We start from the raw sequence: 26,554 nt of genomic DNA, 5'->3' as shown, positions 1-26,554 counted from the left end.
TATAAATTTTTAAACTATTAGAAATAAATTAATATGATCTCTGTCACTCAAGAATCTTTTGACAAAGAAGTTTTACAATCTTCTGAAATGGTTTTAATTAATTTTTGGGCGCCTTGGTGTGGTTTATGTACTATGCTTCAGCCCATTCTTAATCGCCTTCAGTCGGAATGGGATACGGAGTTAAAAATAGTTAGTGTTAATGCTGATCAAAATTTGCGTTTGGCAAATAGTTACAGTCTTAGTAGTTTACCTACCCTAATTTTGATGCACCGAGGGGAAATAATTGAGCGTTTGGAAAGTTTCCACAATCGAGAGCATTTATATAAAACTGTCAATGATGTGATGCTAAATCTGATGCACAAAACCGCCTAGGCAAGTTGACAATTGACAATTGATAATGGACAATTAAACTTCAATGAATTTTGTTCTGATCATTCTCAATTGATCGATTTACAATTTTTTTCTCCTCTTTCTGTGAATTCTTAAGTGTTACTTAATGGTGAAATCAGCCATTTTATGGATAGATAGCTATTTATTAATATCTAAAATATAGTGACCATTGCCTTTTGCCCATTCCCCATATAATATGATTGCAATATACCCTGGTAGTTTTGATCCTATTACCCTCGGACATTTAGATTTGATACAGCGGGGTAGTGTTTTATTTGAGCGTATAATCGTAGCGGTATTGGAGAATCCTAATAAAAAACCTTTATTTAGTTTGGAGACAAGGGTAAAACAAATTGCTCTTTGTACCGAAGATATTGCTAATGTGGAGGTGGATACTTTTTCTGGTTTGACGGTGGAATATGCCAAGTTAAAACAGGCAGGGGTATTATTAAGGGGTTTGAGGGTGTTGTCAGATTTTGAGCAGGAGTTACAAATGGCTCATATTAATAAGACTTTAGCCCAGAATGTGGAGACGGTTTTTTTGGCGACGAATACCGAGCATAGCTTTGTTAGTAGTAGTGTGGTGAAGGAAATTGCTCGATTTGGCGGTAAAATTGATCATCTTGTACCAGGGGCGATCGCCCTTGATATTTACAAAGCATTACAAAAGTAACCGAAGATTTTTTACAAAACATAACAGCTATGGTCAACGGATACTTTAAAATTAAGCTCATATAGATAGTTAATTTATTTTATTATTACAATGCGCATTTTAGCTCTTGTCCCCGGTGGCATCGGAGACCAAATTTTATTTTTTCCTACCCTAAAAAGTATTAAAGATCAATACCCCAAAGCAATTATTGATGTAATAGTAGAACCTAGGTCAAAAAATGCCTATCGTGTTTGTCCCCACGTCAAAGAAGTTTTAGTATTTGACTATAAAGATAAAAATGGATTAGCCGACTACTTAAACCTCCTCGGTATCATCAGAGATAGGGAATACGAAGTTGCCCTCACCCTCGGACAAAATTGGGCAGTGGGCTTTCTCCTATGGCTTGACGGCATTCCTACCCGTGTAGGCTACAAAAGTTCCAAGTCTTGGTTTATTAACAATCCAGTGGAACTCAAAACCCAACAATATGCAGCCCATATGTACCATGACTTAGTCCATGGGTTAAACATAAATCAACCTTGCCCCCCTGTGTCTATTAACGTACCCAAAGAAGACATTGAATGGGCAGAGTCAGAGCAACAACGCCTCGACATCAAAGAATCTGGTTATATCCTCATCCATGGAGGTTCCAGTGCGCTCGCCAAAACCAAAGGTATCGATAAAATTTACCCCGTGCCCAAATGGCAAAGAATTGTGGAAGACGTACAAAGAAAACAACCCAATCTACCCATAGTTCTTCTCAACGGACCTGACGACCAAGAATGGATAGCGGAAATGTTACAATTATGTAACAATCTTAAGGTAATTAGCCCCCCAGACATAGGTAAACTATCCGCCTTCATTGCAGGGGCAAACCTAATGCTATGTACCGATAGCGCCCCCATGCACTTATCCGTAGCCGTTGGTACTTATACCATTGCATTATTTGGACCAACCCAAGCAGATAAATTATTACCCCCAAATAGTGACCAATTTATTGGGCTTCAATCCCTCAGTAAAAATATTGCGGATATATCCACCGACCATATTTTAGAAAAAATGTGGCAAGGGTAAAAATAATTGACAAAAACATTGTTTATGTAGGGTGGGCATTGCCCACCAAAATGATTAACTGTAAAATGGAAATAACATAAATCGAATAACCTTAGATTGAAAACTAGCCTAGGGTTTTTTGAATATAAGTTCCTTCTACTAACTTCTATTATCAATTAACTCAAATTGGACTACAAAAGATAAGTCAAAAACCTACATAAAAATCAAATTAAATTAGTTTTCAGTAAAAATAAAGGTTGTAATTGTGGCAAAAAAAGCAGTTTTTTTAGATCGTGATGGTGTCTTGAATGTGGAGGCAGGGTATATACATAATGTAGAGGATTTGCAATTAATACCCAATGTTGCCAAAGCGGTTAAAAAAATTAATGACAGTGACTTTTTTTGCTGTTTAGTGTCTAATCAGTCTGGCCCTGCGAGGGGTTATTATGGCGATAGTCATGTGAAGGCATTACACCAAAGATTGGAAAAATTATTATGGCAGGAGGGGAAAGCCAAACTAGATGCCCTTTATTATTGCCCTTATCTTAGCCCCCATGCGGGAGGGGTTAAAGCTGACTTTACCTATTGGGGTACATGGCGTAAACCGAATACAGGAATGTTAGTGGCAGCGGCATGGGAGTATGATTTAGATTTGAAGGGTAGTTTTATGGTGGGGGATAAGGCGACAGATATAGATTTAGCCCATAATGCTGGGTTAACGGGTATTCTTGTTACGACGGGTTATGGTACAAAAGTTGTGGAAGGGGAATATCAACACAAAACCTACCCTGATTATATTGCTTCGGATTTAAGCGAGGCAGTGGATTGGATTTTGCAGTGTTAATCGTGGGCGATGAGAAGTATTTTAAGTTAATTCATTGAGTATTTTTTCCACTTCTTCAAACTGAATTGGTTTATTAATACAGTTATTAAAACCTAGGGACATTAATTCTTCTTTTTTCTCATCAATAAAATGGTTAAGGGCAACAATATAGTGATTTTTATCATATTGTTTCCGTAATATTTCTACCGTTGAAATACCATCCATAACGGGCATTTCTATATCCATAAAAATAACGTCATATTTTTGTTGTTTTACTTTTTCTAAGACTTCTGATCCATTGGTTACAAATTGGGCTTCGTATCCTAGTTTTTTGAGATAATAAAATATAATTTTTTGATTAATAGGATTATCCTCGGCTACCAATACTCTTAATAGGGATGACTCATCGGGGTTATGGGGGGATGTTGGTTCATTTTCCTTAATGCCTATGGGTGCTAGTTGTAGGGTGAAATAAATAGTTGGATGTGATGATGATGATGATAAACTCCATTTTGGGGGAGGATTTCCTTCTACTTTTCCGTCACTTTCTATCCAGATACTACCCCCCATGGCATCAATTAATTTGGTGGCAATAAATAGCTCTAACTTTTGACTATCCAATGATTTTTCTATACCTTCAAATATCTTTAATATATCATCAGTGCGTGCTGCGTAGCAGATCCCTTCAGGATCGCCCTTAACCCCTTCTTGATCATAATTTTGATTAATTTTAATGGTAAAAAGAACAAAACTTTTATCTATATTTAAAAGATTATTGTCTGTAAAAAACTTTGACTCTTGCACATCTATAAAAATCGAACTATTTCGATAATTAAAAACATTGCCCAATATATTTAATAATATCTGACGAATACGAGAAGCATCCCCCATAAAATATGGTAAATCTTCTTGTACAAAAAAGGAAATGTTAACCTGCTTTTTTTGAGCCTGTTGGAGATATAAAATATGAACAGACTTAATAATATCTTCAATGCTTAACTTCTCCTCCTCCAAATTAAAATTACCTACCTCAATGGAAGAAAAATTAAAAATATCATTAACGGCTGTTAACAAAGTTGAACTTGTTTGCTGAATAGTTCTAACATATTCATACTGTAAAGAGGTTAACGGGGTATGGGCTAAAGTTTCTGTGACTTCTAATAAACCATTAATAGGGTGGCGAAAATCATTGCTGAGACTTGCAAAAAACTGGCTTTTCTGTTTCGTTAAATTTTCTGCTTCCTCCTTCGCTCGAACTAAAGATAACTGCTTGTTTAATAGTCTATTATATTCTGTTAATATTTCTTCCTTTGCTTTACTTTGTAAATCTTTTTGGTGGTTTAACTCTTGCAATAATTCATTTTTTTCTAATAAATTTTTATTTAATTTTGTTAATTCTTTTTTTTGATATTTATTATCATTCAAAACGGCTCCTAAAACTAAGGTTGTTATCGACATAGAAGCAATAAAAGATTGTAATAATATTAAAGAATCCCTCGTTGATTCCATAGCAAATGTGGTAGTTTGTGCAGTGGTTGCCAACACTAAGTTAAGGGTAATTACGAGTACAATTAAACTTGCTCCTAATTCTTGAAATTTAAAAACTGCCCATACCACCAGAGGAATATATAAATATTGCACATTATAATTAGTGTTGATGGTCTGATTAATTACAAAAACCAGTATGACAATAATGATTCCATGAACAAATTCCCTCTGAATCAGCTTAATAAAAGTATTAATTTGTTTTTGCCATGCGACAATTAATGGAGTAAAAATCAAAATCCCAAAACTGTCACTCAACCACCATGTGATGGCAATTTGCGGAAATAAACTCCAGGGGGCTTTAACGAATGCACAGACTAAAAATGCACAAATTATTCCTACGGGTAAATGACTGATAAAACAACCAAAAATAATAAATCGAGCTGTATTTTTAACACTATGGAGAAAATAGCGATTGTCTGAGTTGCCAGAAATGCTTTGATTTTTCGATTCACTACAAAGACTGGCAAATACTTTTCCCGATGCCGTCACGGTGGTTAGACACAGGATAAGAATAAAACTGCTAAAATTTTCCCATCCCTGATAAATAGTCACTTGGGTTATTAACACCCCCGCAAAGACTCCTAACCAAAGAGAATAGCCCCAAATAAAAATCAATCCCACTGCAACTCCCCCAGCTATCCAAATGGGGGTTGAACCTGTATTGGGATAAGTGGTAAAAGTAATAGATATTAACGCCGTTATGAAATAGCTAAGTGCCACTACTACTTGTTTCCACCAAGGCACATGAAGGGGATTAAAGTCATATTTTTTGAGGGTGGAGAGAAAAAAATTCATGGCAAGTAAGAAGGATGGGAAAAACGAGAATATTTTTGGCTTTTAATTACAATTATGATGGACTTTTGATTCGGTTATCAACACCTAATCGGGTTAAAATGTTATTTGTGGGGTAGTTTTAGTTTATTTATCAAGAAATAATCCTCAAAATTTAAAAATCAAAGGTTTGTAGGTTAAGGTTTGGGGAGCAAAAATAGACAATTTTTTTATTATTAATTATCCATTGTTAATTATTTATTAATTTTTTACTTTTTTTTAGTTTATTTTGTAGCCCCTACTTATTCAAGATTGTATTGCTAATTTTGTTAGGGATTTAAAATTTTATCGGTTAAATAATTATGGCTGAATATGAAGAGGTTTTTGTCAGCGAGGAGTTTATTAGTTTATGTCAATCTCAGCTGATTTTATTGGCTCAAAATTTGGCAGTGCAAGAAAGTGCCATTTATCTTACCGAAAGGGTTAAAAGTGATGAACCAAAGTTAATTCCTGTCATAGTTTATCCTTTTTCTAGTGGTGATAATGATAGTAATTTATTGTTGTTACCTGAGTCGGAAGAAGGTACGGATTTTGAGTTTGATTTGATGGAAGAAAGGGAACCTAGTTTAAGTAAAATAATCAATTATGTTCCTGATTCAGCTTCTCCTTATCAATTACTTTTACCTTTAATCCATGATGATTCTATGGTGGGTTTATTAGCTACTAATAGGGGTACAAAACCTTGGCGTAAACAGGAGGTTTTACAGGTGCAGGAAGTGGCTCACACTATCACTTTTGCAAGGCTTTTAGACCAAAAACAACAGGTTTCTGAGGAACAATTAAAGCGTTATCAACAGTTACAAAAGTTACAGAATGATCATCTTGATGATTTTTTCCATCAATTGCGTAATCCTTTAACGGCTATTCGTACCTTTGGAAAGTTATTGATTAAACGTTTAACAGGGGATGATAATAATTATAATATAGCACAAAGTATTGTACGAGAGGGCGATCGCCTTCGGGACCTCATCCAAGATTTTAGCGAAGATTGGAAGGTAGTGAGTAATAGTGCTAACTTTAACCTAGAACAAAGTCAATCTACTAGCTTCTTTTTAACCGAAAACATTCAAAAATTAGAAAAAGTCGATTTAAAACAATTAATTAAACCCTTAATTACGGGTATCGATTCCATTGCCCAAGATAAAAATATTACTTTTATGAGTGATATTGATGATGATTTACCTCCCATTTCTAGTAACCCTAAAGCCTTAACAGAAGTATTAAATAACTTATTAGACAACGCCGTGAAATATACCCCCGAAGGCGGTAAAATCTGCTTAGAAATAGTAAAACAAAAATCTACCCCAAAAGGCAGAAAAATAGTAGTAGAAATTAGTGATACAGGTTATGGTATCCCCCCAGAAGACCAAAAACATATATTTGAACGTCATTACCGTGGAGTACAAGAAGAAGGTGAGATTGAAGGCACGGGTTTAGGATTAGCTATTGTTAAAGAATTATGCGATAAAATGTCCATTGACATAGAAATTTTTAGCCCTTCTTTTTGGATAAAAAATCAAGAACTAAATGGCACTACTTTTTCTTTATTTATTCCCATAGCACCATAGTTTTATTAAAAAAACATCAAAATTAAAATCGTTTTAAAAAACACTAATCGATGGTAGAGTACATCACCCTAAAAGTTCAACTTTTTGACTATTACCTAACACCTAAATATTTATGGGTTTGTAAACTTAAACGCCACGAAGGATTATCTTTAATATGTTCAAAAATTAATTTTTGAGTCTGGGGAGTATTCCACTCAGGTTGTAAATATTTAAGAGTGTGGGAAGAAACCTTTTCCCCTTCGGACAAAGCCCAAATAAAATCCTTTTCTTCAGCAATGACAACCTTTAACTCACTAGCATGATTATAGATAGTTTCGTGGGGTTGTTTGTAAGGTTTTGGAGAAAATGTTACCCAATCAAAAATCCCTGAAAAAGGATGAGCCCCAGAGGTTTCTAAATGAATATTTTTCCCTATTTTTCTTAACTCTTTTGTTAAAGGATTTAGGTCATGTAATAGGGGTTCTCCTCCCGTAATAATGATAGTATTTGTGTTAATTGTTTCTACTTGGTTAACTATCTCTTTTACTGAAACTAAGGGATATTTTTTCATAGACCAAGTTTCTTTTTGGTCACACCAAGGACAAAAAACATCACAACCAGCAAGGCGAATAAAAAAGGCATTTACCCCAGCATGAAAGCCTTCTCCTTGAATGGAATGGAAGGTTTCAACAATGGGATATTCACACAACAAATTATTGGTTACTGTAGTTTTTTTTTCTTCTTTTTCGTTAATAGTGTTTATTACCATTTTTGTAATTATTGTTTTTAAGTATTAATAACTTAGGGAAAATATTTTAACCGTTCTTAAATAAAGTTTTCTGACATATTTATAGTAAGAAATAAAAAAAGTAAAACAATTTTAATGTCTAAGGATAGGAGAATGAATAAAATCAATTGACTAAAATAAAAACCAATCTTACTTTTTAACGATGTTAACCTGTTATGAATGAATTACAGGAATATTTGAAGACTTGCTGAGGAAAAAACGGAAAGGGTGGGATTTGAACCCACGGACTGTTGCCAGTCACTCGATTTCAAGTCGAGCGCGATCGACCACTCTGCCACCTTTCCAGTGCTGAAAGAATATTATAACACAGTTGACCCTACTTTATGATATGTTTTTGCTATAGCTTTTTGTCAATAAAAAAACTATTTGTGATAGACTAAAGGCAATGTAGCTAAAGTGGATAAAAACACACCGTAAACAGTAATTGCCAAAAATTTAGGAAATATTCATCAAAAAATATTTTAGAAAATCAATTGCCTATGTTTAATCAAACTAAAGAAACAACCATGCACTCCGTTAGGTGGGTTTTAACCGTAGGATGGCTCATATTAATATTATCCTTATTTTATGATCCCATTTCCCCCATCATCACGGCTCCTGATAATGTAGATAGTTTTTTGAGGGTGGATGTAGGTAGATGTATTTTAGTGCAAGGGCAATGTCTGGAAAAAGATTTTTATTATTTGGGGGCGCCCATTTTTTGGGGCATTATCGTACCTAGTTCCATATTTATGTTACTAATTTTTGGTCATGAATTATGGCGTCGTATTTGTCCTCTCTCTTTTCTTTCTCAGATACCTAGGGCATTAGGTTGGCAAAGAAAGATTAAAACTGTTAGTAAAAGTGGCTCGGTACGTTTTCAAATTCCTAGGGTGGAACAAGATTCATGGTTAGGACGTAATTTTTTATATGTACAAATGGGCTGGTTTTTTGTCGGTTTATGTTCTCGAATTTTATTTATTAATGCTGACCGATTAGCGCTGGCAATTTGGTTATTATTTACTATTTTTGTGGCAATTTTTGTAGGTTATTATTATGGTGGAAAATCATGGTGTAATTATTTTTGTCCCATGGCACCAGTACAAAAAATTTATGCTGAGCCTAATGCTTTATTAGGTAGTAAAGCCCATATGGATGATAATAAAATAACCCAGTCCATGTGTCGTATTGTGGAAAATAGTGAGGAAAAAAGTGCCTGTGTTGCCTGTCAAAGTCCTTGTATTGATATTGATTCGGAAAGGAGTTATTGGGATGGGATTATTAAGGGCGATCGCACCATATTATACTATGGATACTTTGGGTTAGTAATCGGTTATTTCTTATATTATTATCTCTATGCAGGTAATTGGGAGTATTATTTTTCAGGTATTTGGGCTTATGAACAAAATCAATTAGGAACTCTTTTTGCCCCTGGGTTTTATATTTTTGGTCAACCCATCAATATCCCTAAAATTATCGCAGTACCCCTTACTTTAGGCTCATTTACCATTATCAGTATTTACCTAGGAAAAACTACCGAAAAAATTGTTAATAAAAAATATCATCACCAATTTTCTCAAGAGATAATTAGGCACCGCATTTTTACCCTAGTAACCTTTATTATTTTTGACTTTTTTTTCATATTTGCAGGTAGGTCTTGGTTAACATTATTACCTATAGAAATTCAATATGTATGGGATTTTTCCTTAGTATTTTTAAGCTCCATTTGGTTATATAAAACATGGTATAAAACACCTCAAACCTACAACAAAGAAAGTTTAACCAGCCGTTTACGAAAACAACTAAAAAAACTAGGTTTAAATATCAGTCGCTTTGTAGAAGATAAATCCCTCGAAAACTTAAACACCGACGAAGTCTATGTATTAGCCAAAGTATTACCTGAATTTACCAAAAATAAAAGACAAGAAGTTTATAAAAACGTCCTCAAAGAGTCTTTAGAGGAAGGATATGTCAATACCGTCAGTAGCTTAGAAATGTTATCTCAGATGCGATGGGAATTAAGCATTAGCGATGATGAACACCGTAATATTTTAATAGAATTAGGAGTAGAAGATCCCTCCTTATTGGATGTATCTAAAGTACATTCCCTCGAAAATTCCGTGCGTCTAACGGGTTATCGTAAAGCCTTAGAAAGAATGTTATCGTTACAGCAAAAGCAATCTATCGAAGAGTTACTCGAAAGCAATTCCCAAGATATACGCAAACTCAAGCAAGAGTATTGTATTACCTATGATGAAGAAGAGGAAATTTTACAAGGCTTACACCATGACTCAGATGTACAAGGAAAATCAGAGCATATTTTGGCACAACTAGAATATTTAATCGAACGTTATCACTCTCTCAACCAACCTCGCTTTTTACCCCAAGGAGAAGAGTTAAAACTCCTCAGAAAAGCAGTAACCCAGAAAAAAAGGCTATTAATCAGAGCGTTATTAGAAATTATTGAAACCAATGATGATAACTCTATCAATGAAAATATAGCCCAAAATTTAGGTAATTTATCCCCTAGTGTATTACCTGATGTTTTAAAAAATCCCGATGCGAATTGGCATCAAAGATTACCCCATAATGTTTTATCCATTCTCACAACCCCTAAAAGTAATGTGAGTTGTGCTTTAGATATAGACGAAAGTAAAATTATTTCCCATTTCCGAGATTTAGTAGTAGAGTCTAATCCTATTATTCAGGCTATTAGTGTTTATATTTTGGCACAAATTGATTTAAATATTGCGAAGGTAGAGGCTCAACATTTATTAACAGAAAAACATCATTTTTTAGGAAAAGAAATTGCGAAAACTTTGATAGAAAGTGACGAAATTAAGCTATCAGAATCAGAAGTTTTGCACAAAATAATTATTTTAGGTAATGCAGAATTTTTTGATGGTATTAGTAGCAATACTTTAATTAAATTGGCTGAACTATCTTACTTTAAACATTATCAAGAAAATGAAATCATTTCCGATGAAGGTGATACCTGTCGTGAATTATTGTTGTTAATGGAAGGGCAAGTGGAAATCATTAAACCCTCTGGGAATGGTGATAATTCAATTATTTCTAGTTTAATTCCGGGGCAAATTTTGGATGAATTAGAGGTTTTATCCCATGAAAAACAGTCAGGAAAAATTGTTGCTAAAACCACACCCACAACAATATTAGCCATTGCAGTGGATACTTTTGATGAAATTTTGGAAGAAGATCACGAATTTTCTCGTCGTATCCTAGAGTTAGAAACCAGTCGTTTAAAACAAATTTTTAATTAATTTTATGGTTGGGGGGGAATTACTTACCATGATTTTATTCCCACCATTATTTTTCTAAACTGACGGGGTTTGAATTTATTTACTAGGCTGCGGGGAAAATTCGAGCGCCTTCGGGGGAAATGTTTAACTTAACTTTTGTTCCTACGGGGAGTTGGGTAGAAGCGTTGGTTCGAGCGTGAACTCTTTTTCCTGAAGGGGTTTGTAAGCAGTAGCGATATTCTCTGCCCAAAAACTCTCTTTCTTGGACTACCGTTGGGCTTTGTTCATCGGGAGATAGCATAACATCTTCTTGGCGAAACATTAACTCTCCGATGTCACAACTGGCGGAAATATTTAATTCTAATTGCCCTAATTCGGTACTCCAAATATTATCTTTTTCTCTTTTTGCTTCCACAAAATTGGCTTGGGTTACAAATTCAGCGACAAATCTTGACTGGGGTTGAATGTAAAGATTTTCTGGGGTGTCTAGTTGTTCTAAATTACCCCCTTGCATTACCCCTATGGTATCTGCGATCGCCATTGCTTCTTCTTGGTCATGGGTAACAAAAATAGCAGCGGTATTGGTACTCTTAAGAATAGTACGAATTTCATGGCGTAACCTTTCCCTTACCTGTACATCCAGATTACTTAAAGGCTCATCTAATAAAATTAATTCTGGCTGAGGTGCGATCGCCCTTGCTAAAGCAATACGTTGTTGTTGCCCCCCAGATAGCTCATGGGGATAACGTTTTTCTAATCCCCCCAAACCCACTAAATTTAAAATTTCTGTCACCCTTTTTTTTATATCACCATGGCTAACACGGGGCTTTTTACTCTTTAAGCCAAAGGCAATATTATCAGCTACCGTAAGATGGGGAAAAAGGGCATAATCTTGGAAAACCATGCCAGTTCGTCTTTTTTCTGGCACAACCCAAAAACCATCACCACTGACTACCTGTCCAGCTAACTCAATGCGACCACCATTAGGTCTCTCAAAACCCGCAATCATTCTCAACAAAGTTGTTTTTCCGCAACCAGAAGGGCCCAACAATCCTAGTAATTCTCCCTTGCTCAACTCGAAACTTACCTTGTTAACCGCAGGAGCTTGGTTAGGATTAAACTGTTTGCTGACTTCACTGACTTTTAGAATGACTGACTCGGACATGATCTTATTAATAAAAACTTTAGCTAAACTGTACGGATTTAGATAAGAATACTTCTCAACAGTTATAAATATAACTTAAATGTATCATTTATTGCTAAATTTTCTTAATTTATTTTGGGCAATCCTGATTTTTGAATTAACGAAACAAGGGGTTTTAACCCCTTGCCAAAGATGCTCCAACCACGAAATAGTCTTATCTATGCCCAACCAGCACGATCCATTATTCTGATAGCTGCAGCGGAATTAGGTCCATGTTTAAATACTCCACTGGTATCTTCTTTAAATGTTCCTAGTCTCTGTAATAAAGGAGCAATGGCGACACCTTCCACCACAGGATATTCAGTATTACCCTTCGCAAAATAGTTTTGAGCAGGCGCACTTAGTAAATACTCTAAAAAGGCGATCGCCCCTGCACGGTTAGGAGCATTCCTGAGAACCCCAGCACCACTGATATTAATATGAGCACCTGGGCCATCTTGGTCAGGGAAAAATACCCCCACCTGATCTAAAACTGCCCTGAGATTAGGATCATCCGATGCTTCATAACTGCCTAAATAATAAGTATTAGCACAAGTCACATGGGCAACCCCAGAAGCCACCGCCTCAATCTGAGCTCGATCATTGCCTTGGGGCGGACGTAAAAAGTTACTCACCAGTCCACGACACCAATTTTCCGTAGTATCAGCTCCAAAATTAGCGATCATTCCAGCCGTAAGAGATTGATTATAAACATGGTTGGAAGTACGCATAATCAAACGTCCTTTCCATTTAGGGTTTGCCAAATCTTGGTAGGTAGAAAGCTCCCTAGGATTAACATTTGCTTTGTTATACATAATAACCCTAGCTCGTTTACTAAAAGCAAACCAGTTGTTCCCCGGATCTCTGAGATACTCAGGAATAAGGTTTCTAAGGGTACTAGAGTTTACAGGACGAAATAACCCAGCCTGTTGCGCTCGCCAAAGATTTGCCGCATTTACGGTCATAAAAATGTCTGCGGGGCTGTTAGCACCCTCGCTTCTGATTCTCTCAAATAATTCATCACCATTACCTTCCACCAAGTTGACACGGATTCCTGTTAATCGTTCAAAGTCTGTATAAAGTCTTTGGTCAGTGTTGTAGTGACGAGATGAATACAGGTTGATTTGTTGTCCTTGGGCGGAGGCTTCCCCTGCTTTTACTAACTCACGAAGGGAAATGGTAGCGATGGTCGCAGCGGCACTTGCTCCTAAAAACTTTCTTCTACTAAGATTTGTCATTTCTTTTCTTTTGGCAAGAACTAAATAAAAATTATTATTGTTTAATATACATCATATAATAGCTATATTGATATTAATTATCAACTAATTTGAGGTAGTAAATATTTACTTATGATCAAAAGGGACTGTCAAGCCTTATTAATATCTAATGTTGAGGTATTTTTGTATGTGTCAATAAGTTACCTTTGACGAGATACGGCGATACGATAACTAAGAATAATTACTGGTATCACTCCTGCGATAATGATAGCGAGGGCGGGCGCTGATGCTTCTATTAATCTTTCGTCGGAGGCATATTGAAAAACTCGGATAGCTAGGGTGTCGAAGTTGAAAGGGCGCATAACCAAGGTGGCGGGTAACTCTTTCATCACATCTACAAATACCAGCATAATGGCGGTAAAAATTCCACCCCACATGAGGGGTAAATGAACTTTGAAAAGGGTTTGTAATGTTCCTAATCCTAAACTACGGGAAGCATCATCAAGATTTGGTTTTATTTTGCCTAAACTAGATTCGATGGTGTGAAAGGAGACGGCTAAAAAGCGCACTAGATACCCATAAACAAGGGCAATAACGGTACCGCTGAAAATTAATCCTGTGGAAATGTTAAACTGGCTCATCATGATTTGGTCAATAATATTATCTAAACCTCCCATGGGAATAAGGATACCCACGGCAATTACAGAGCCAGGTATGGCATAGCCCAAGGAAGCGATGCGGATGGATGTTTTGATGGTGAATGAGGGGATTAATCTTTCGCCGTATGCCATGATAAGGGCGATCGCAATGGCTATTAGAGCAGAAACCACTGCTAAAATAAAACTATTACGGGTTAATGTCCAAAATTGATCATTAAGAGTGACATCAATATTTGTGATGGTAAGGTGAAATAAATAGACTGTGGGGATAATAAAACCAAAAGCCACGGGTAAAGCACAGGATAGAAAAGCTAAACTACCTCTGCTCCAGCCCAACTGATAACGAGGCAATTTGTCGTTAGCCCCCCCCTGATAAAATTTAGCCTTTGCCCTAGACCATCTTTCGAGGAAAATTAAGAATACAATAAAACCCATAAGAAGAAGGGATAACTGGGCGGCAGCTTGTCTTTCCCCCATACCAATCCAAGTGCGATATATACCCGTCGTAAAAGTATTTACTCCAAAATATTGCACCGTGCCAAAATCGTTGAGGGCTTCCATCAATGCAAGGGCTAATCCTGCCATGATAGCTGGACGAGCAAGGGGTAAACCAACTTTAAAAAAACTTTGCCAAGGATTATTACCCAAAGAGCGACAGGCTTCTATGGTACATATAGACTGTTCTAAAAAAGCAACCCTAGCTAATAGATAAACATAGGGATACAAAACTAAGATTAACATGGCGATCGCCCCAGGCATCCCTCGTAATTCAGGGAACCAATAATCATTAACGGTTTGCCAATCAAAAATATTTCGCAACCAAATTTGTATCGGACCAAAAAAACTAAAAAGATTTGTATAGGCGTAACCCAAAAGATAAGCAGGAGAAGCAAGGGGCATCAAAAGAAAACACTCCAACCATTTCACCCCCCAAAAGTCCGTCATCGTCACCAACCAAGCACAACCCACCCCAATGATTAGCACTCCCACCGCCACCCCCATCATCAAAACAAAGGAATTAATAATGTAGGAAGATAAAACCGTTTCTATCAAGTGTTGCCAGATTTCTCTGTTATCACCAAAAATGCTGAAAGAGACAGTCAAAATGGGTACACTAATTAAAACTGCCACCCCCAACAGAGTGACATACCAAAGAAAAATCGGTAAGCGATGCCACATCTTAGAAAATTGAACCAAATACCCTACCCTTGCCTCTCTTTCCAACATCATCAACTATAGATAATCATTCTCAATATTATAGTTAATTTTATAATTGAAAATCAAATCAATTCTAGGCAGAAGTTAAAACCTTTCCTTTCTTCGCAGTTTTTTCCCGTAGGGCAACCAATAAAGAATCAACGTTCACCTTGGCATCACCAAAGAGCATTTTTGTATTTTCTTTATAAAATAAAGGATTATCCACCCCTGCGTAACCTGTGGCTAAACTACGCTTCATCACTACGCAATTTTGAGCTTTCCAAACTTCTAAGATGGGCATACCTGCGATCGCACTATTAGGGTCTTCCAATGCGCTAGGATTAACAGTATCATTAGCCCCAATCACCAATACTAAATCAGTTTCAGGGAAATCTTCGTTAATCTCATCCATTTCTAAAACGATGTCATAGGATACATTCGCCTCAGCCAATAATACATTCATGTGTCCGGGTAAACGCCCTGCCACGGGATGAATCCCAAAACGCACATTTACCTTACGACTTTTAAGAATTTTAGTAATTTCCGAAACTCCATGCTGGGCTTGGGCTACTGCCATGCCATAACCAGGGGTAATAATGACGCTTTTGGCTTCGACTAACATATCCGCCACCTCATCAATGTTGGTTGCCACCGCTTCCCCTACTTCTTGTTTTTCTCCAGAAACAGCTTTTTTATTACCTTCCCCAAAGCCACCGAGAATCACACTGATAAAAGAGCGATTCATCGCTTTACACATGATATAACTAAGAATTGCACCACTACTACCCACTAATGCCCCCGTAATAATTAACAAGTCATTATTGAGCATAAAACCAGCCGCAGCCGCAGCCCATCCAGAGTAACTGTTGAGCATAGAAATTACTACGGGCATATCTGCACCCCCAATTCCTGCCACAAGGTGCATACCCAGTAAACAAGCAATCCCTGTCATGATGAGAAGGGGTTGTAATCCTGTTTCGGTATTCAGGAAGTTATAACCGAGGTAAACCGTCGCCCCCAACATCCCAAGGTTGAGAAAGTGCCTAGCTGGTAACATCAGGGGTTTTGAGCTAATGATAGCTCGTAATTTTCCAAAGGCAATAATTGAGCCTGTAAATGTCACCGCGCCGATGAATACTCCTATATAAATTTCGATTTGATGGATAAATTCTTCAGCAGGGAGTAATCCTGTTTCGGGTTGTAAATAGTTGCCTACTCCTACCAAGACGGCGGCTAAACCGACGAAACTATGGAGGATAGCTACTAATTCGGGCATGGATGTCATGGCTACCCGTGAGGCTAACACTGCCCCGATGATAACGGCGGGGATGATGGCACCGATGAGCAAGCTATAGTTATTTACTTGTTGACTAAATGCTGTGGCGATAAATGCGATCGCCATTCCTGCAATACCATATATATTACCTTTTCTAGCGGTTTCCTGTTGAGATAATCCTGCTAGGCTGAGGATAAATAAGGCGCTAGCACCAATATAGGCGACTGTGATTAAATTCGAGTTCATATTTTTACAATGTGTTTTGTGTGTTTAATTCAGTTAACTATTTGATTTAAGAGGCTATGGGTTTATGCAAGGGGCTTAAGCCCCTTATTAATAGGTAGTTGAATCTTCGAGCATATCTTCTATAACAGGTTTTAAAGAAGGTAAATCATTTTTGATGGTGTTCCAAATAACAAGCAGATTAACGCCAAAATACTCATGGACAATTAAATTACGCATTCCTCTAACATTTTTCCAAGGAATTTGAGGATACTTATTTTGTACATCTACAGGTATTTTGTTACTAGCTTCGCCGATAATTTGAATGGCATACATCACCGCAAATTTAGTTTTTTCATCCTTACTAAAAGAATCAAAATCACATCCCTTCGTAAACATTTCAACACTATTTATGGCATTGAGAATATCAAGGATATAGTCTTTTAATTCTCTTTTCATAGATAAATAACCTCATCTAAAATGTATTTACCTATATGGATTTTAAGAGAATCTTTCATAACTAAATCTACTTTTTTACCCAGTTTTTCACTCAACAAATTTTGTAATTCACAATATTTAAACAAGCCAATATTATGATCAGAATGGAAGTTAACGATAATATCAATATCACTGTCTTCAGTTTCTTCTCCCCTTACATAAGAGCCAAATAAACCTAATTCTTCGATTTGATATTTATCTTCTATTTCCTTTTTTATTTCCCTAATTTTTGCTTGTAAATTAGTTAATTTTTCTGTTGAGTTAACCATTATCAATTATCCATTATCAATTCTTCTAAACATTTTGAGCATTCTTTGAGTCACTAAAAATCCTCCGCAGATATTAATCGTACCCACCAAAATTGCGATCGCCCCTAGAATAGTAGTAGGGGAAGAAATATCTCCAGAAATCTGTAACATACCACCGATAATAATGATGCCACTAATGGCATTTGTAACACTCATCAAAGGAGTATGCAAAGCAGGGGCAACATTCCAAATCACCTGCCAACCCACAAAACAAGCCAAAATAAACACCGTGAAATGGGATAGGAAAGACGTTGGCGCCCCGATACCAATACCCACTAAAGCCAAGATTGCTAAAATCGCCCATAATAAACCACCTTTACCAGACTTACTTGTTTTATCTTCTGAGGTGACAATTTTTGCTTCAGATTTAACTGAAGTGGCAGGGGAAGGTTGAGCAATTTTGGGTGGTGGAAAAGTAACATCCCCTTGATGGGCAACTAACGCACCTCGAATTACTTCATCCTCAAGGTTGACGGTAAATTTATCATTACCCCCCATATCCTTAAGCAGATGCCATAAATTCGTACCATACAACTGACTAGATTGACTCGCCATGCGACTGGGTAAATCCGTTAAACCGATGATTGTCACCCCATGATATTGATACACCTCATCGGGTTTTGTCACCTCACAATTTCCCCCCTGTTGGGCAGCCAAATCCACAATCACCGAACCTTGGCGCATGGTTTTCACCATCTCCTCGGTAATCAATTTAGGAGCAGGTTTTCCCGGGATAAGGGCAGTGGTAATAATTATATCGACTTCCTCCGCTTGTTCGGCAAATAAAGCCATTTCTGCGTCTATAAATTCCTTGCTCATGGTTTTGGCGTAACCCCCTTCCCCTGAGCCATCTTCGGCAAATTCTAACTCCAAAAATTCTCCCCCAAGGCTCTCGATTTGCTCTTTTACCACCAAGCGGGTATCAAAAGCCCGAACTATCGCCCCAAGACTTTTGGCAGCACCAATGGCGGCCAATCCTGCTACCCCTGCCCCAATTACCAAGACTTTGGCGGGGGGGACTTTTCCTGCGGCGGTGATTTGCCCAGTGAAAAATCTACCGAAATTGTTGGCGGCTTCGATGACGGCACGATAACCAGCGATGTTTGCCATACTAGAGAGGGCATCCAATTTTTGAGCCCTACTAATACGAGGCACTGCATCCATGGCGAATACCGTGGCTTTTTTTTCAGCTAATTGTGCCAATAAGTCGGGATTTTGGGCAGGGTAGATAAAGCTGATGAGGGTTTTATCTTCGGTTAATAATTCCACTTCTTCGGCTTCGGGGGGACGCACTTTGAGGATTATATCTCCCTCTTGCCATAGTTGTTCTCTATTTTCGATTATTTTACACCCTACAGAGGTATAAAGGCGATCGTCAAAATTGGCTCTTTCCCCTGCCCCTGTTTCAATTAAGACCTCAAAACCTAGTTTTTGCAATTTTTGGGCGGTGTCGGGGGTGGCTGAAACTCGACATTCATTCGGATAAATTTCTCTGGGAATGGCTATTTTCAAAGAAGTTTTTTTGTCGTCAGCTTCTTTGTTTTCTGCTAGTGTTGCTGTCATGTTTGCTCCCAAATAAGACGTTAATTTGCATCTTATGGTAATTTTTCGACTTTGAGGATTAATTTAAACTTATCTTAGGAATCGAGGTAAATTAGATTAAGTTTTTTGAAGTGTTGAAAAATATTAAGATAGATGGATTGCTATGTTTATTAAGATAGTTAGTATTAATTCAATAATAAAGAATGATCAAACAACTTGAAGACGTAATTGATAAAGTATCTAAGTTGTCAGAATCAGAGCAAGAGGCGATCGCACAGATGATTTTGACAACCATAGAAGTTAGAAAAAAATCAAATGCTTGGGATACCTTGGAAGAAATGGCTGGAATTATTGAAGCGCCTGAAGATTGGTCAGAAGAACACGCTCACTATCTTTATGGTACACCGAAAAATAAAATTGATGATGAATAAAATATTTCTTGATACTGCATTTATTCAAGCCATTTTAAATTGTCATGATCAATACCACCAATCAGCATTAAAACTATTGCCTTTGGTGAGAAAAGCCCAAACAATATTGACGACAGAGGCTATTTTAATGGAAGTGGGAAATGCTCTTAGTGCTTTTGATCGTCCTAAAGTGGTTAGCTTCATTAAACAATGTTACACCACTGAAAATATAATGGTAATTAACATAAGTTCAGAAATATTTAGTACAGGTTTAAAGTTGTTTGAATCCCGTCAAGATAAACAATGGGGATTAATTGATTGTATTTCTTTTTCGGTTATGGATGAACACAATTTGAAAGATGCTTTAACTTCTGATCGTCATTTTATTCAAGCTGGTTTTAATGCTTTACTATTGAATTAATCGATAATAAAGCGATCTAAAACATTATTAAGATTTGACTGAACCTGCCAACAAACCTCTGACGAAGTATTTTTGTAGAGCAAAGAATACCAGTAAAGGAATAATCATACTGATAAATGCTCCTGCGGTGAGAATGTGCCAATCTTGACCACGAGAACCTATCATATTGGTTAGTTGGATGGTAACGGGGGCAACGTCAGGAGTCCCTCCTAAATATACAAGGGCAACTAATAAGTCATTCCATACCCAGAGAAATTGGAATACCGCAAAAGATGCGATCGCCGGGGTTGAAAGAGGTACAATGATCTTGGTAAAAATTTTAAGATGGGAAGCACCATCCACCGCTGCCGCTTCGATTAAGTCTTTGGGTAATGCACCGATATAGTTTCTCAGTAGATAAATACCTAAGGGCATCCCATAGGCGGTGTGGGCTAACCATACTCCCAGAAATGAGCCTGATATGCCAAATATCCGATAGGCATTGAGAATGGGAATGAGAGTCATTTGTAAGGGTACTACTAATAAAGCAACGACGATGATAAATAGTAGTTGTCGCCCGGGAAATTTCATCCAAGCGAAGGCATAGGCTGCAAAAGCGGCGATCGCAATGGGGATTATAGTAGCAGGGATAGAGATAGTTAAACTATTTAAAAAAGCGTCTCCCATACCCTCGGCGGTTAATACGGTGATATAGTTACCCAAATGATATTGGGTAAAGTCGAAGGGGTGTTGAAAGACTGTCCACCAACCTGTCCTCAATAGGTCATCTTGATAGCGAAAAGAGCTAATCAATAAGCCGATACTGGGTAATGTCCAAATGAGGGAAATTATCACTAGGGTAATATGAACGGGAGTTTTTTCCCAAAATTTTTGCATTTTTGTTTTTTTCTTTCTTCTTTTCATGATAGCTAATAGTTAGGTGTTGATAAATAGGGGAATGGGGAATAGTTTTATTATTATCAATTCTCAATTATCAATTCTCCATTAATTACCTGAGTCTTTCTTGCTCTTGGAATCGTTTAATATTCGTTACCATCACAGGAATAATGGCGAGTAAAAGGATAACGGCGATCGCACTTCCCACCCCCACATTACGATAGTTATAGGTTTCCTTGATCATGCGACTAGCGATTACCTCTGTGCCTTGGTTACCCCCTGTCATCACAAAAACGATGTCAAAAACCTTCAGCACCAAAATCACCACCGTAGTAGCCACCACCGTAATAGTAGAACTAATCATCGGTACAGTTATTTTCCAAAAAATCTGCCACTCATTGGCACCATCCATCTTGGCCGCCTCAATGACATCATTGGGAATACCTTTCACTGCCGCCGATAAAATTACTAAGGCAAACCCCGTTTGTAACCAAATCATAATGGCAATGAGGGCAAAATTATTAACACTTTGTTCTACTAACCAACCAATTGGCTCGAATCCCAAAGAAGTGATAATCGCATTTAATAAGCCAATTTGAGGCTCATCAGCGGGGCGATAGGCATAGATAAAACGCCAAATGATACTCGCACCCACGAAGGAAATTGCCATGGGTAAAAAGATTAAAGCCTTAGTCCATTTTTCATACTTGACTTTGTCCATTAACACCGCCAACACTAAACCTAAACCAACACTCACCCCCGTTACCAATACCAACCAAAGAATATTATTGCGAAAGGCAATTAACATTGTTCTATCGGTAAAGGAAAAAATGTAGTTATCCAAGAATACAAAATTTTCTGACCTTCTATCGAAAAAACTGAGGTAAAGAGTGTTGATGGTAGGTATGACCAAAAAACCTCCCAATACGAAAATAGCAGGGGCTAAATAGACCCATGGCAGTACGGGCGATCGCCACTTTTGCGGTAGTAAATTGACCGCATAATTAAGGGCATAGAATATGGCAATAACTCCCCCACAACCGAGGAGGATTGCAACAATAACAGTGAATAATCGTTGTAGCATAGGTAGTTAAAATGAATAAAATTTTTAGTAAAGGTTGGGAATAGGGAATTTATGGTGTCAGAATATGATCCCCCCTAACCCCCCTTAATAAGGGAGGAAAAGTATATAAAAAGCTCTAACTATGACATAGAAATAATTTATAAAAGTAATTAAACCGATTTAGATTTACTGTAACCATAAGACTTTTTATAATGTAAATGCGATTGTTTACAAGAGAAACTTTTAATAATTAAAATTGCATTATTTTCTTTTTGTAAAATTACTAATTTTATTGCTTAACCTGAGTTGGGATTAGTCTTTTTTGATTAAGGAGGGTAACAATTGACAATTATGATCTCTTGCCTTTGGATCCGAAACTGAGATTACTTACTAAATTTCTCCCCCCTTATTAAGGGGGGCAGGGGGGGATCTAAATCTCTGGAAAACTATTCTCGATGTAGTCCAACACCTCCTCTAAATCAGCACCGCCGAGATAGTCCACCATACCAGTCCAAAAAGTACCAGTACCCACCGCCCCCGGCATCATGTCCGAACCATCAAAACGCACCACATCAGCAGATTGCAAAATCTCCGCCACCTGACGGGTAAGCTCATCAGGATAGACATCCAAGCTCACCTCTTGATGAGGACTAATAAAACCCCCTAAACTCGCCCACACCTCATGGGGAACTTTAGATGCTAAATATTCCATCAACTGCCTAGCTTCGGGGGTATCATTGAACATGGCAAAAGCATCCCCCGCCACAAGAATGGGTTGCCCCTGTTCGGGATTAATGGGGGGTAAAGGAAAAATTGCCACGTCTTCTCCTAATGTCACATCACTGGGGAAAAAGGAAGCGATAAAGTTTGCCTGACGGTGAAGATAACAACGGGGCGGATTTTCAAACATGGGGTTAACGGAATCGCCAAAGGGGGTACTTAATACCCCAACTCTACCCCCTCTCACATACTCGTTATGGAGGGCTATTTCGCCGAATTTTTCAAAGGCTTCTTTTACCCTAGGATCATTGAATGGTATTTCGTTATCTACCCATTGATCATACTCTTCGGCACCGATACTGCGTAATAAAATGTCTTCTACCCAATCAGTACCAACCCACCCCGTAGCGTCACCGCTTTCAATACCTAAACACCATGGTCTTTTTCCCTCGGCCACAATTTGATCGGAGAGGGCGATCATTTCATCCCATGTTTCGGGGATGGAGTAACCATGTTCGGCGAAACTAGCGGGGGGATACCATACCAGACTTTTCACCGAGGCACGATACCACAAACCATATACATTACCATCAACTTCCCCCAAACTCACCCAATCTTCCCCATAGGCATCAATCAAATCATCTAAGGACATGAAAGTCTCAAGGGGTATTAATTCTCCTTCTCTGGCAAAGTCCCTCATTAAACCGGGTTGGGGAAACATGGCTATATCAGGGGGATTACCACCATCTACACGGATGGGAAGGAGGGTTGCAAAGGCATCGGTACCTTCATAGACTACGTTAATACCTGTTTCCTGCTCAAAGGGTTCGAGGGCTTTTTGTAGTCGTTCTTGTTGTTCACCGATGATTACTCCCATTAGTCGTACCTCTGGGGGTCGATCATCTCCGTTGATTGTACAGGCAACGGTTAGGCAGATTAAACTTAGAAAAATGATTATTTTCTGAGTTATTTTCGAGATTTTCATAACATTTTTTTGTCATTGTATAGTGTTTAGATCCCCCCTAGCCCCCCTTAATAAGGGGGGAACTTAGTTTAGAGTTTTTATAAAATAATTTTTGAAAGAATATATTACGGATTGTGTAATATCGACTGTTCCCCGTTCCCTCAAAGGGTGATATTAACCTCAGTTTCGATGTCAAATAAATGAATATGAGTCATATCAAAAGTGAGATTAACTTTGTCTCCTGCTTTTAAGGGCGATCGCGGATCAACCCTTGCCACAAACTCCTCGCCACCCATGGTATTTAGATAGAGAATAACTTCATTACCCATCATCTCCCTAACTGTCACTTGTGCTTTCACAGGCTCAGGAATAATATCAGATACTTCATATTGAGGATCATGAATACTTTCAGGGCGAATACCGAATATATATTCTTTTTGGGGATATTGCTCATATTTTGCCATCAAAGATTCAGGGATGGGCAGGGAAAAATCTTCGTTTTCTAAAAATAACTGAGCTTCTTTTCTAATCAAATTTACCCTAAAAAAATTCATCGCCGGACTACCAATGAATCCAGCGACAAATACATTTTGAGGATGATTATAAAGATTTTCTGGGCTATCGATTTGTTGGAGAATACCATCATTCATGACGGCAATCCTTGTTCCCATGGTCATGGCTTCTACTTGATCGTGGGTGACGTAAACGAAGGTAGTTTGCAGTTTACTATGTAATTTAGCGATTTCTGTCCTTGCTTGAACCCTTAATTTTGCATCTAGGTTGGATAATGGTTCATCCATTAAAAAGACTGAAGGCTCACGAACGATCGCCCTTCCCACTGCTACCCTCTGCCTCTGTCCTCCAGAAAGCTCTTTGGGCTTACGTTTGAGTAAATGGGCAATGCCCAATTGATCCGCTGCGGTTTCAACTCTTCTTTGAATAGCACTTTTACTTTTACCCTGTAGCTGTAAGCTAAACGCCATATTCTCATATACGCTCAGGTGAGGATAGAGGGCGTAGGATTGAAACACCATGGCAATATTACGCTCTTTCGGTGGTAACTTGTTCACCATGCGATCGTCCAAATAGAGATGCCCCGATGTAATGGTTTCTAGCCCCGCTAAAAGACGCAGGGAGGTTGTTTTTCCACATCCTGAAGGCCCTACAAATACCAAAAATTCGCCATCATCAATACTTAAATTTAGATTTTTAACCGCAGTAAAATTATCAAACTGTTTACTGACATTTTCAAAAGTTATACTCGCCATTTTGAATTGTAGATTACTACTTCCTATTTCCAGAATAACCTGATTTTTTCATCTATGCAAATTTTACGATTATGCCAATGACTTCTTTTTCGGCTTTTTACCTAACTCAAAATCAAGGAATAGATATTAAATAAATATCGCTTTACGACTATTTTCTTTATTTTAAAATAAAGATTTGTTACCAATATTTCACTTATGTTATATTTTGACGATGTATTATTACACATTTTTCTATATAAAACAAGAATAATATTTATTTGTATCTTTTTTTTGAGAATTACTGAATATTATAAATAATAAAATATTAAAAACATTTATTCTGTTTTATTTAACTTAAAACCTTAATTAGTCTTGTTTCAAGAGCTTATTTTAAGTGTAATACGTAAGTATTTATTTTTTACGGTAATTACTATTCACAATTTTACCTAAAACCAAGTACTTAAATGATTTTATATAGTTTAAGTTCTTTATTCAACAAGAGGTATAGGGTTTATTTGTTTTAGAAATTTGCATTAATTTTTCTATTTTTTAGATTTATTTCGAGTAAATTTACTTTATAGCTAATTTTTTTACTTATTTTTTAAGTATTAGCCGTTATGAAAATAAACAACTATAATGAGGACACACACAAATTGATTTAATTAATTTCATTTTGTGATTATAAAATAAAATACTAAAATAGGAGCCTATTATGGGACTTAAAGATAAAGCTAAAGCAACTGCTAAAAATATTGAAGGAAAAGCTCAAGAAGCCATGGGAAATGTAACTGGTGACCCAGAAACAGAAGCCAAAGGAAAAGCAAAACAAGTGGAAGCAAAAGTTAAAAATGCTGGAGAAAGTGTGAAAGATAAGGCTAAAGATGTAATTGATTAATAGTCACTTAATCTAAAAAAATATAGTCCATAAAATAAAACCCAACTCTTTGATTAAGTTAAGATCTTTTTTAACTTAATTATTGATGAGGGAATTAATTAAAATGACTTTTGAAATCTAATATTTTGTAATGGAGTGTAATATGAATTTATTAAAACAATGGTCTAGTGTTTTGTTAAGAATTGGTTTGAGTATCGTATTAGTTATATTTGTTGGTGTTGGTTTATTTCCTTCCCAAAGTGCCGTTGCAACTACCCTAACTGAATCCACAAATCAATCTAGTGTTGAAATTGCCATGAATCGAGGAGATGCCATTAACAAGAATATTGAAGGTAAAGTCCAAGAGTTAAAAGGCAAAATCAGCGATAGCCCTCAAGATCAAATTGCGGGCAAAGCTAAACAAGCCCAAGCCGATGTAATGAATGCAGGACAAGACATCAAAGATAATGCAGGATTGAGTGGCAGAGCTAAAGCCGCAGCCAAAGACTCAGAAGGTAAAGCTCAAGAGTTAAAAGGCAAAATCACCGATAGCCCTCAAGATCAAATTATGGGCAAGGCCAAACAAGTACAAAGTGATGGTCAGAACTTTATTGAGGATATAAAAGATAACGTTCAAGACATTTTCAACTAAATACTAAATTATTTATTTAACAAATCAAATATAAGAATATGATCAATCTTATTTGGACTGTGGTTGGTGTTTTAATAATCCTTTGGATTTTGGGATTCTCCGTTCAAGTTGGAGGGAGTTTAATACATCTATTATTGGTACTAGCCCTTATTGGAGTTTTCTATAACCTCCTAACAGGAAGAAGAATACCTTAATTGACACTCCCACCACTAAGTTCCTTACGTCGCTATAGTGGGGGATTCTTGGTTCACGGACTCGCCGTTAGACGACAGGTTTACACCAATCGCCCAAGAGGGAAAATCTCCCCAAGCGTATGTTCCCGTATGCCCTACGG

The 26,554-nt window shown here is 37.2% G+C and carries 24 protein-coding genes and 1 tRNA gene; 11 read left to right on the top strand and 14 right to left on the bottom strand.

Annotated elements, in window-relative coordinates; translation table 11 throughout:
* The first annotated feature begins 33 nt into the window (after positions 1–33).
* The 4 genes from ACXITR_RS01985 to ACXITR_RS01970 all read left to right on the top strand — a co-directional run bounded on the left by ACXITR_RS01985 (position 34) and on the right by ACXITR_RS01970 (position 2,939).
* Positions 34–372 carry a thioredoxin family protein gene (locus tag ACXITR_RS01985; protein WP_457995557.1) on the top strand — a complete coding sequence of 113 codons (339 nt, stop codon included), beginning with the start codon at positions 34–36 and terminating at the stop codon, positions 370–372.
* Positions 373–586: 214 nt separating this feature from the next.
* Positions 587–1,063: a pantetheine-phosphate adenylyltransferase gene (gene coaD, locus ACXITR_RS01980; RefSeq protein ID WP_457995556.1), complete on the top strand. Its 477-nt coding sequence runs from the start codon at positions 587–589 to the stop codon at positions 1,061–1,063.
* 90 nt (positions 1,064–1,153) lie between these two features.
* Complete coding sequence (locus ACXITR_RS01975; protein ID WP_457995555.1) at positions 1,154–2,116, top strand: glycosyltransferase family 9 protein; 963 nt, start codon at positions 1,154–1,156, stop codon at positions 2,114–2,116.
* A 244-nt stretch (positions 2,117–2,360) separates the two neighbouring features.
* Positions 2,361–2,939: a D-glycero-alpha-D-manno-heptose-1,7-bisphosphate 7-phosphatase gene (locus tag ACXITR_RS01970; RefSeq protein ID WP_457995554.1), complete on the top strand. Its 579-nt coding sequence runs from the start codon at positions 2,361–2,363 to the stop codon at positions 2,937–2,939.
* 21 nt (positions 2,940–2,960) lie between these two features.
* Here the strand turns inward: ACXITR_RS01970 and ACXITR_RS01965 are convergent, their stop codons facing one another.
* Positions 2,961–5,261 carry an MASE1 domain-containing protein gene (locus tag ACXITR_RS01965; RefSeq protein WP_457995553.1) on the bottom strand — a complete coding sequence of 767 codons (2,301 nt, stop codon included), beginning with the start codon at positions 5,259–5,261 and terminating at the stop codon, positions 2,961–2,963.
* Between the two features lie 338 nt (positions 5,262–5,599).
* On the opposite strand from ACXITR_RS01965, the gene ACXITR_RS01960 reads away from it, so the two are divergent.
* Entirely contained in the window at positions 5,600–6,865 is a 1,266-nt protein-coding gene (locus tag ACXITR_RS01960) for a sensor histidine kinase (RefSeq protein WP_457995552.1), read from the top strand.
* A gap of 91 nt (positions 6,866–6,956) precedes the next feature.
* Here ACXITR_RS01960 and ACXITR_RS01955 read toward each other — a convergent pair whose 3' ends face one another.
* Together ACXITR_RS01955 and ACXITR_RS01950 are read right to left on the bottom strand one after the other, a co-directional pair.
* Positions 6,957–7,613, bottom strand: coding sequence for a 7-carboxy-7-deazaguanine synthase QueE (locus tag ACXITR_RS01955; protein ID WP_457995551.1), 657 nt, complete (start codon positions 7,611–7,613; stop codon positions 6,957–6,959).
* Positions 7,614–7,851: 238 nt separating this feature from the next.
* A tRNA-Ser gene (locus ACXITR_RS01950) sits at positions 7,852–7,936 on the bottom strand.
* 195 nt (positions 7,937–8,131) lie between these two features.
* On the opposite strand from ACXITR_RS01950, the gene ACXITR_RS01945 reads away from it, so the two are divergent.
* Complete coding sequence (locus tag ACXITR_RS01945; RefSeq protein WP_457995550.1) at positions 8,132–10,912, top strand: cyclic nucleotide-binding domain-containing protein; 2,781 nt, start codon at positions 8,132–8,134, stop codon at positions 10,910–10,912.
* A gap of 82 nt (positions 10,913–10,994) precedes the next feature.
* On the opposite strand, the gene ACXITR_RS01940 is transcribed toward ACXITR_RS01945, so the two are convergent.
* From ACXITR_RS01940 to pntA, 7 genes are all read right to left on the bottom strand, one after another.
* Positions 10,995–12,056: an ABC transporter ATP-binding protein gene (locus ACXITR_RS01940; protein WP_457995549.1), complete on the bottom strand. Its 1,062-nt coding sequence runs from the start codon at positions 12,054–12,056 to the stop codon at positions 10,995–10,997.
* 197 nt (positions 12,057–12,253) lie between these two features.
* Complete coding sequence (locus ACXITR_RS01935) at positions 12,254–13,312, bottom strand: Fe(3+) ABC transporter substrate-binding protein (RefSeq protein ID WP_457995548.1); 1,059 nt, start codon at positions 13,310–13,312, stop codon at positions 12,254–12,256.
* A 179-nt stretch (positions 13,313–13,491) separates the two neighbouring features.
* A complete protein-coding gene (locus tag ACXITR_RS01930) occupies positions 13,492–15,177 on the bottom strand; it encodes an ABC transporter permease (RefSeq protein WP_457995558.1) in 1,686 nt (561 codons plus the stop codon).
* Positions 15,178–15,241: 64 nt separating this feature from the next.
* Positions 15,242–16,669, bottom strand: a complete 1,428-nt coding sequence (gene pntB / locus ACXITR_RS01925; protein WP_457995547.1) for a Re/Si-specific NAD(P)(+) transhydrogenase subunit beta — start codon at positions 16,667–16,669, stop codon at positions 15,242–15,244.
* A gap of 87 nt (positions 16,670–16,756) precedes the next feature.
* Positions 16,757–17,104 (bottom strand): HepT-like ribonuclease domain-containing protein, encoded by a 348-nt coding sequence (locus ACXITR_RS01920; RefSeq protein WP_457995546.1) that lies wholly within the window; start codon positions 17,102–17,104, stop codon positions 16,757–16,759.
* Positions 17,101–17,412, bottom strand: coding sequence for a nucleotidyltransferase family protein (locus ACXITR_RS01915; RefSeq protein ID WP_457995545.1), 312 nt, complete (start codon positions 17,410–17,412; stop codon positions 17,101–17,103). Before ACXITR_RS01915 ends, ACXITR_RS01920 begins: the two co-directional genes overlap by 4 nt.
* Before the next feature lie 6 nt (positions 17,413–17,418).
* Complete coding sequence (gene pntA, locus ACXITR_RS01910; protein WP_457995544.1) at positions 17,419–19,014, bottom strand: Re/Si-specific NAD(P)(+) transhydrogenase subunit alpha; 1,596 nt, start codon at positions 19,012–19,014, stop codon at positions 17,419–17,421.
* A 182-nt stretch (positions 19,015–19,196) separates the two neighbouring features.
* Here pntA and ACXITR_RS01905 point away from each other — a divergent pair, with 182 nt between their 5' ends.
* Together ACXITR_RS01905 and ACXITR_RS01900 are read left to right on the top strand one after the other, a co-directional pair.
* Entirely contained in the window at positions 19,197–19,424 is a 228-nt protein-coding gene (locus ACXITR_RS01905; RefSeq protein WP_457995543.1) for a hypothetical protein, read from the top strand.
* Complete coding sequence (locus ACXITR_RS01900) at positions 19,414–19,824, top strand: type II toxin-antitoxin system VapC family toxin (RefSeq protein ID WP_457995542.1); 411 nt, start codon at positions 19,414–19,416, stop codon at positions 19,822–19,824. Before ACXITR_RS01905 ends, ACXITR_RS01900 begins: the two co-directional genes overlap by 11 nt.
* Positions 19,825–19,851: 27 nt before the next feature.
* Here ACXITR_RS01900 and ACXITR_RS01895 read toward each other — a convergent pair whose 3' ends face one another.
* The 4 genes from ACXITR_RS01895 to ACXITR_RS01880 all read right to left on the bottom strand — a co-directional run bounded on the left by ACXITR_RS01895 (position 19,852) and on the right by ACXITR_RS01880 (position 24,715).
* Positions 19,852–20,700: a carbohydrate ABC transporter permease gene (locus tag ACXITR_RS01895; RefSeq protein WP_457995541.1), complete on the bottom strand. Its 849-nt coding sequence runs from the start codon at positions 20,698–20,700 to the stop codon at positions 19,852–19,854.
* A 112-nt stretch (positions 20,701–20,812) separates the two neighbouring features.
* Positions 20,813–21,784 (bottom strand): carbohydrate ABC transporter permease, encoded by a 972-nt coding sequence (locus tag ACXITR_RS01890; RefSeq protein ID WP_457995540.1) that lies wholly within the window; start codon positions 21,782–21,784, stop codon positions 20,813–20,815.
* A gap of 409 nt (positions 21,785–22,193) precedes the next feature.
* On the bottom strand, positions 22,194–23,468 hold the full coding sequence (locus ACXITR_RS01885) for an ABC transporter substrate-binding protein (RefSeq protein ID WP_457995539.1): 1,275 nt from the start codon (positions 23,466–23,468) through the stop codon (positions 22,194–22,196).
* A 140-nt stretch (positions 23,469–23,608) separates the two neighbouring features.
* Positions 23,609–24,715, bottom strand: coding sequence for an ABC transporter ATP-binding protein (locus ACXITR_RS01880; protein ID WP_457995538.1), 1,107 nt, complete (start codon positions 24,713–24,715; stop codon positions 23,609–23,611).
* Positions 24,716–25,406: 691 nt separating this feature from the next.
* Between ACXITR_RS01880 and ACXITR_RS01875 the strand changes: the two genes are divergently transcribed.
* The 3 genes from ACXITR_RS01875 to ACXITR_RS01865 all read left to right on the top strand — a co-directional run bounded on the left by ACXITR_RS01875 (position 25,407) and on the right by ACXITR_RS01865 (position 26,414).
* Complete coding sequence (locus ACXITR_RS01875; protein WP_457995537.1) at positions 25,407–25,589, top strand: CsbD family protein; 183 nt, start codon at positions 25,407–25,409, stop codon at positions 25,587–25,589.
* Positions 25,590–25,731: 142 nt separating this feature from the next.
* Positions 25,732–26,220 (top strand): CsbD family protein, encoded by a 489-nt coding sequence (locus ACXITR_RS01870; protein ID WP_457995536.1) that lies wholly within the window; start codon positions 25,732–25,734, stop codon positions 26,218–26,220.
* A gap of 38 nt (positions 26,221–26,258) precedes the next feature.
* Positions 26,259–26,414 carry a lmo0937 family membrane protein gene (locus ACXITR_RS01865; protein ID WP_457995535.1) on the top strand — a complete coding sequence of 52 codons (156 nt, stop codon included), beginning with the start codon at positions 26,259–26,261 and terminating at the stop codon, positions 26,412–26,414.
* The last annotated feature ends 140 nt before the right edge of the window (positions 26,415–26,554 follow it).

Source organism: Cyanobacterium sp. (assembly GCF_054166785.1).
The sequence above is the reverse complement of the archived record's forward strand: the minus strand, read 5'-3'. Positions and strand labels throughout refer to the sequence as shown.

Bases quoted from the DNA above. Each gene is read 5' to 3' on its own strand.
- pntA (WP_457995544.1), bottom strand. From the start codon at position 19,014: ATGACAGCAACACTAGCAGAAAACAAAGAAGCTGACGACAAAAAAACT.
- ACXITR_RS01955 (WP_457995551.1), bottom strand. From the start codon at position 7,613: ATGGTAATAAACACTATTAACGAAAAAGAAGAAAAAAAAACTACAGTA.
- ACXITR_RS01935 (WP_457995548.1), bottom strand. From the start codon at position 13,312: ATGACAAATCTTAGTAGAAGAAAGTTTTTAGGAGCAAGTGCCGCTGCG.
- ACXITR_RS01880 (WP_457995538.1), bottom strand. From the start codon at position 24,715: ATGGCGAGTATAACTTTTGAAAATGTCAGTAAACAGTTTGATAATTTT.
- ACXITR_RS01915 (WP_457995545.1), bottom strand. From the start codon at position 17,412: ATGGTTAACTCAACAGAAAAATTAACTAATTTACAAGCAAAAATTAGG.
- ACXITR_RS01930 (WP_457995558.1), bottom strand. From the start codon at position 15,177: ATGTTGGAAAGAGAGGCAAGGGTAGGGTATTTGGTTCAATTTTCTAAG.
- ACXITR_RS01985 (WP_457995557.1), top strand. From the start codon at position 34: ATGATCTCTGTCACTCAAGAATCTTTTGACAAAGAAGTTTTACAATCT.
- ACXITR_RS01905 (WP_457995543.1), top strand. From the start codon at position 19,197: ATGATCAAACAACTTGAAGACGTAATTGATAAAGTATCTAAGTTGTCA.
- pntB (WP_457995547.1), bottom strand. From the start codon at position 16,669: ATGAACTCGAATTTAATCACAGTCGCCTATATTGGTGCTAGCGCCTTA.
- ACXITR_RS01900 (WP_457995542.1), top strand. From the start codon at position 19,414: ATGATGAATAAAATATTTCTTGATACTGCATTTATTCAAGCCATTTTA.
- coaD (WP_457995556.1), top strand. From the start codon at position 587: ATGATTGCAATATACCCTGGTAGTTTTGATCCTATTACCCTCGGACAT.
- ACXITR_RS01870 (WP_457995536.1), top strand. From the start codon at position 25,732: ATGAATTTATTAAAACAATGGTCTAGTGTTTTGTTAAGAATTGGTTTG.
- ACXITR_RS01975 (WP_457995555.1), top strand. From the start codon at position 1,154: ATGCGCATTTTAGCTCTTGTCCCCGGTGGCATCGGAGACCAAATTTTA.
- ACXITR_RS01940 (WP_457995549.1), bottom strand. From the start codon at position 12,056: ATGTCCGAGTCAGTCATTCTAAAAGTCAGTGAAGTCAGCAAACAGTTT.
- ACXITR_RS01890 (WP_457995540.1), bottom strand. From the start codon at position 21,784: ATGCTACAACGATTATTCACTGTTATTGTTGCAATCCTCCTCGGTTGT.
- ACXITR_RS01965 (WP_457995553.1), bottom strand. From the start codon at position 5,261: ATGAATTTTTTTCTCTCCACCCTCAAAAAATATGACTTTAATCCCCTT.
- ACXITR_RS01865 (WP_457995535.1), top strand. From the start codon at position 26,259: ATGATCAATCTTATTTGGACTGTGGTTGGTGTTTTAATAATCCTTTGG.
- ACXITR_RS01945 (WP_457995550.1), top strand. From the start codon at position 8,132: ATGTTTAATCAAACTAAAGAAACAACCATGCACTCCGTTAGGTGGGTT.
- ACXITR_RS01920 (WP_457995546.1), bottom strand. From the start codon at position 17,104: ATGAAAAGAGAATTAAAAGACTATATCCTTGATATTCTCAATGCCATA.
- ACXITR_RS01885 (WP_457995539.1), bottom strand. From the start codon at position 23,468: ATGAAAATCTCGAAAATAACTCAGAAAATAATCATTTTTCTAAGTTTA.
- ACXITR_RS01895 (WP_457995541.1), bottom strand. From the start codon at position 20,700: ATGCAAAAATTTTGGGAAAAAACTCCCGTTCATATTACCCTAGTGATA.
- ACXITR_RS01960 (WP_457995552.1), top strand. From the start codon at position 5,600: ATGGCTGAATATGAAGAGGTTTTTGTCAGCGAGGAGTTTATTAGTTTA.
- ACXITR_RS01875 (WP_457995537.1), top strand. From the start codon at position 25,407: ATGGGACTTAAAGATAAAGCTAAAGCAACTGCTAAAAATATTGAAGGA.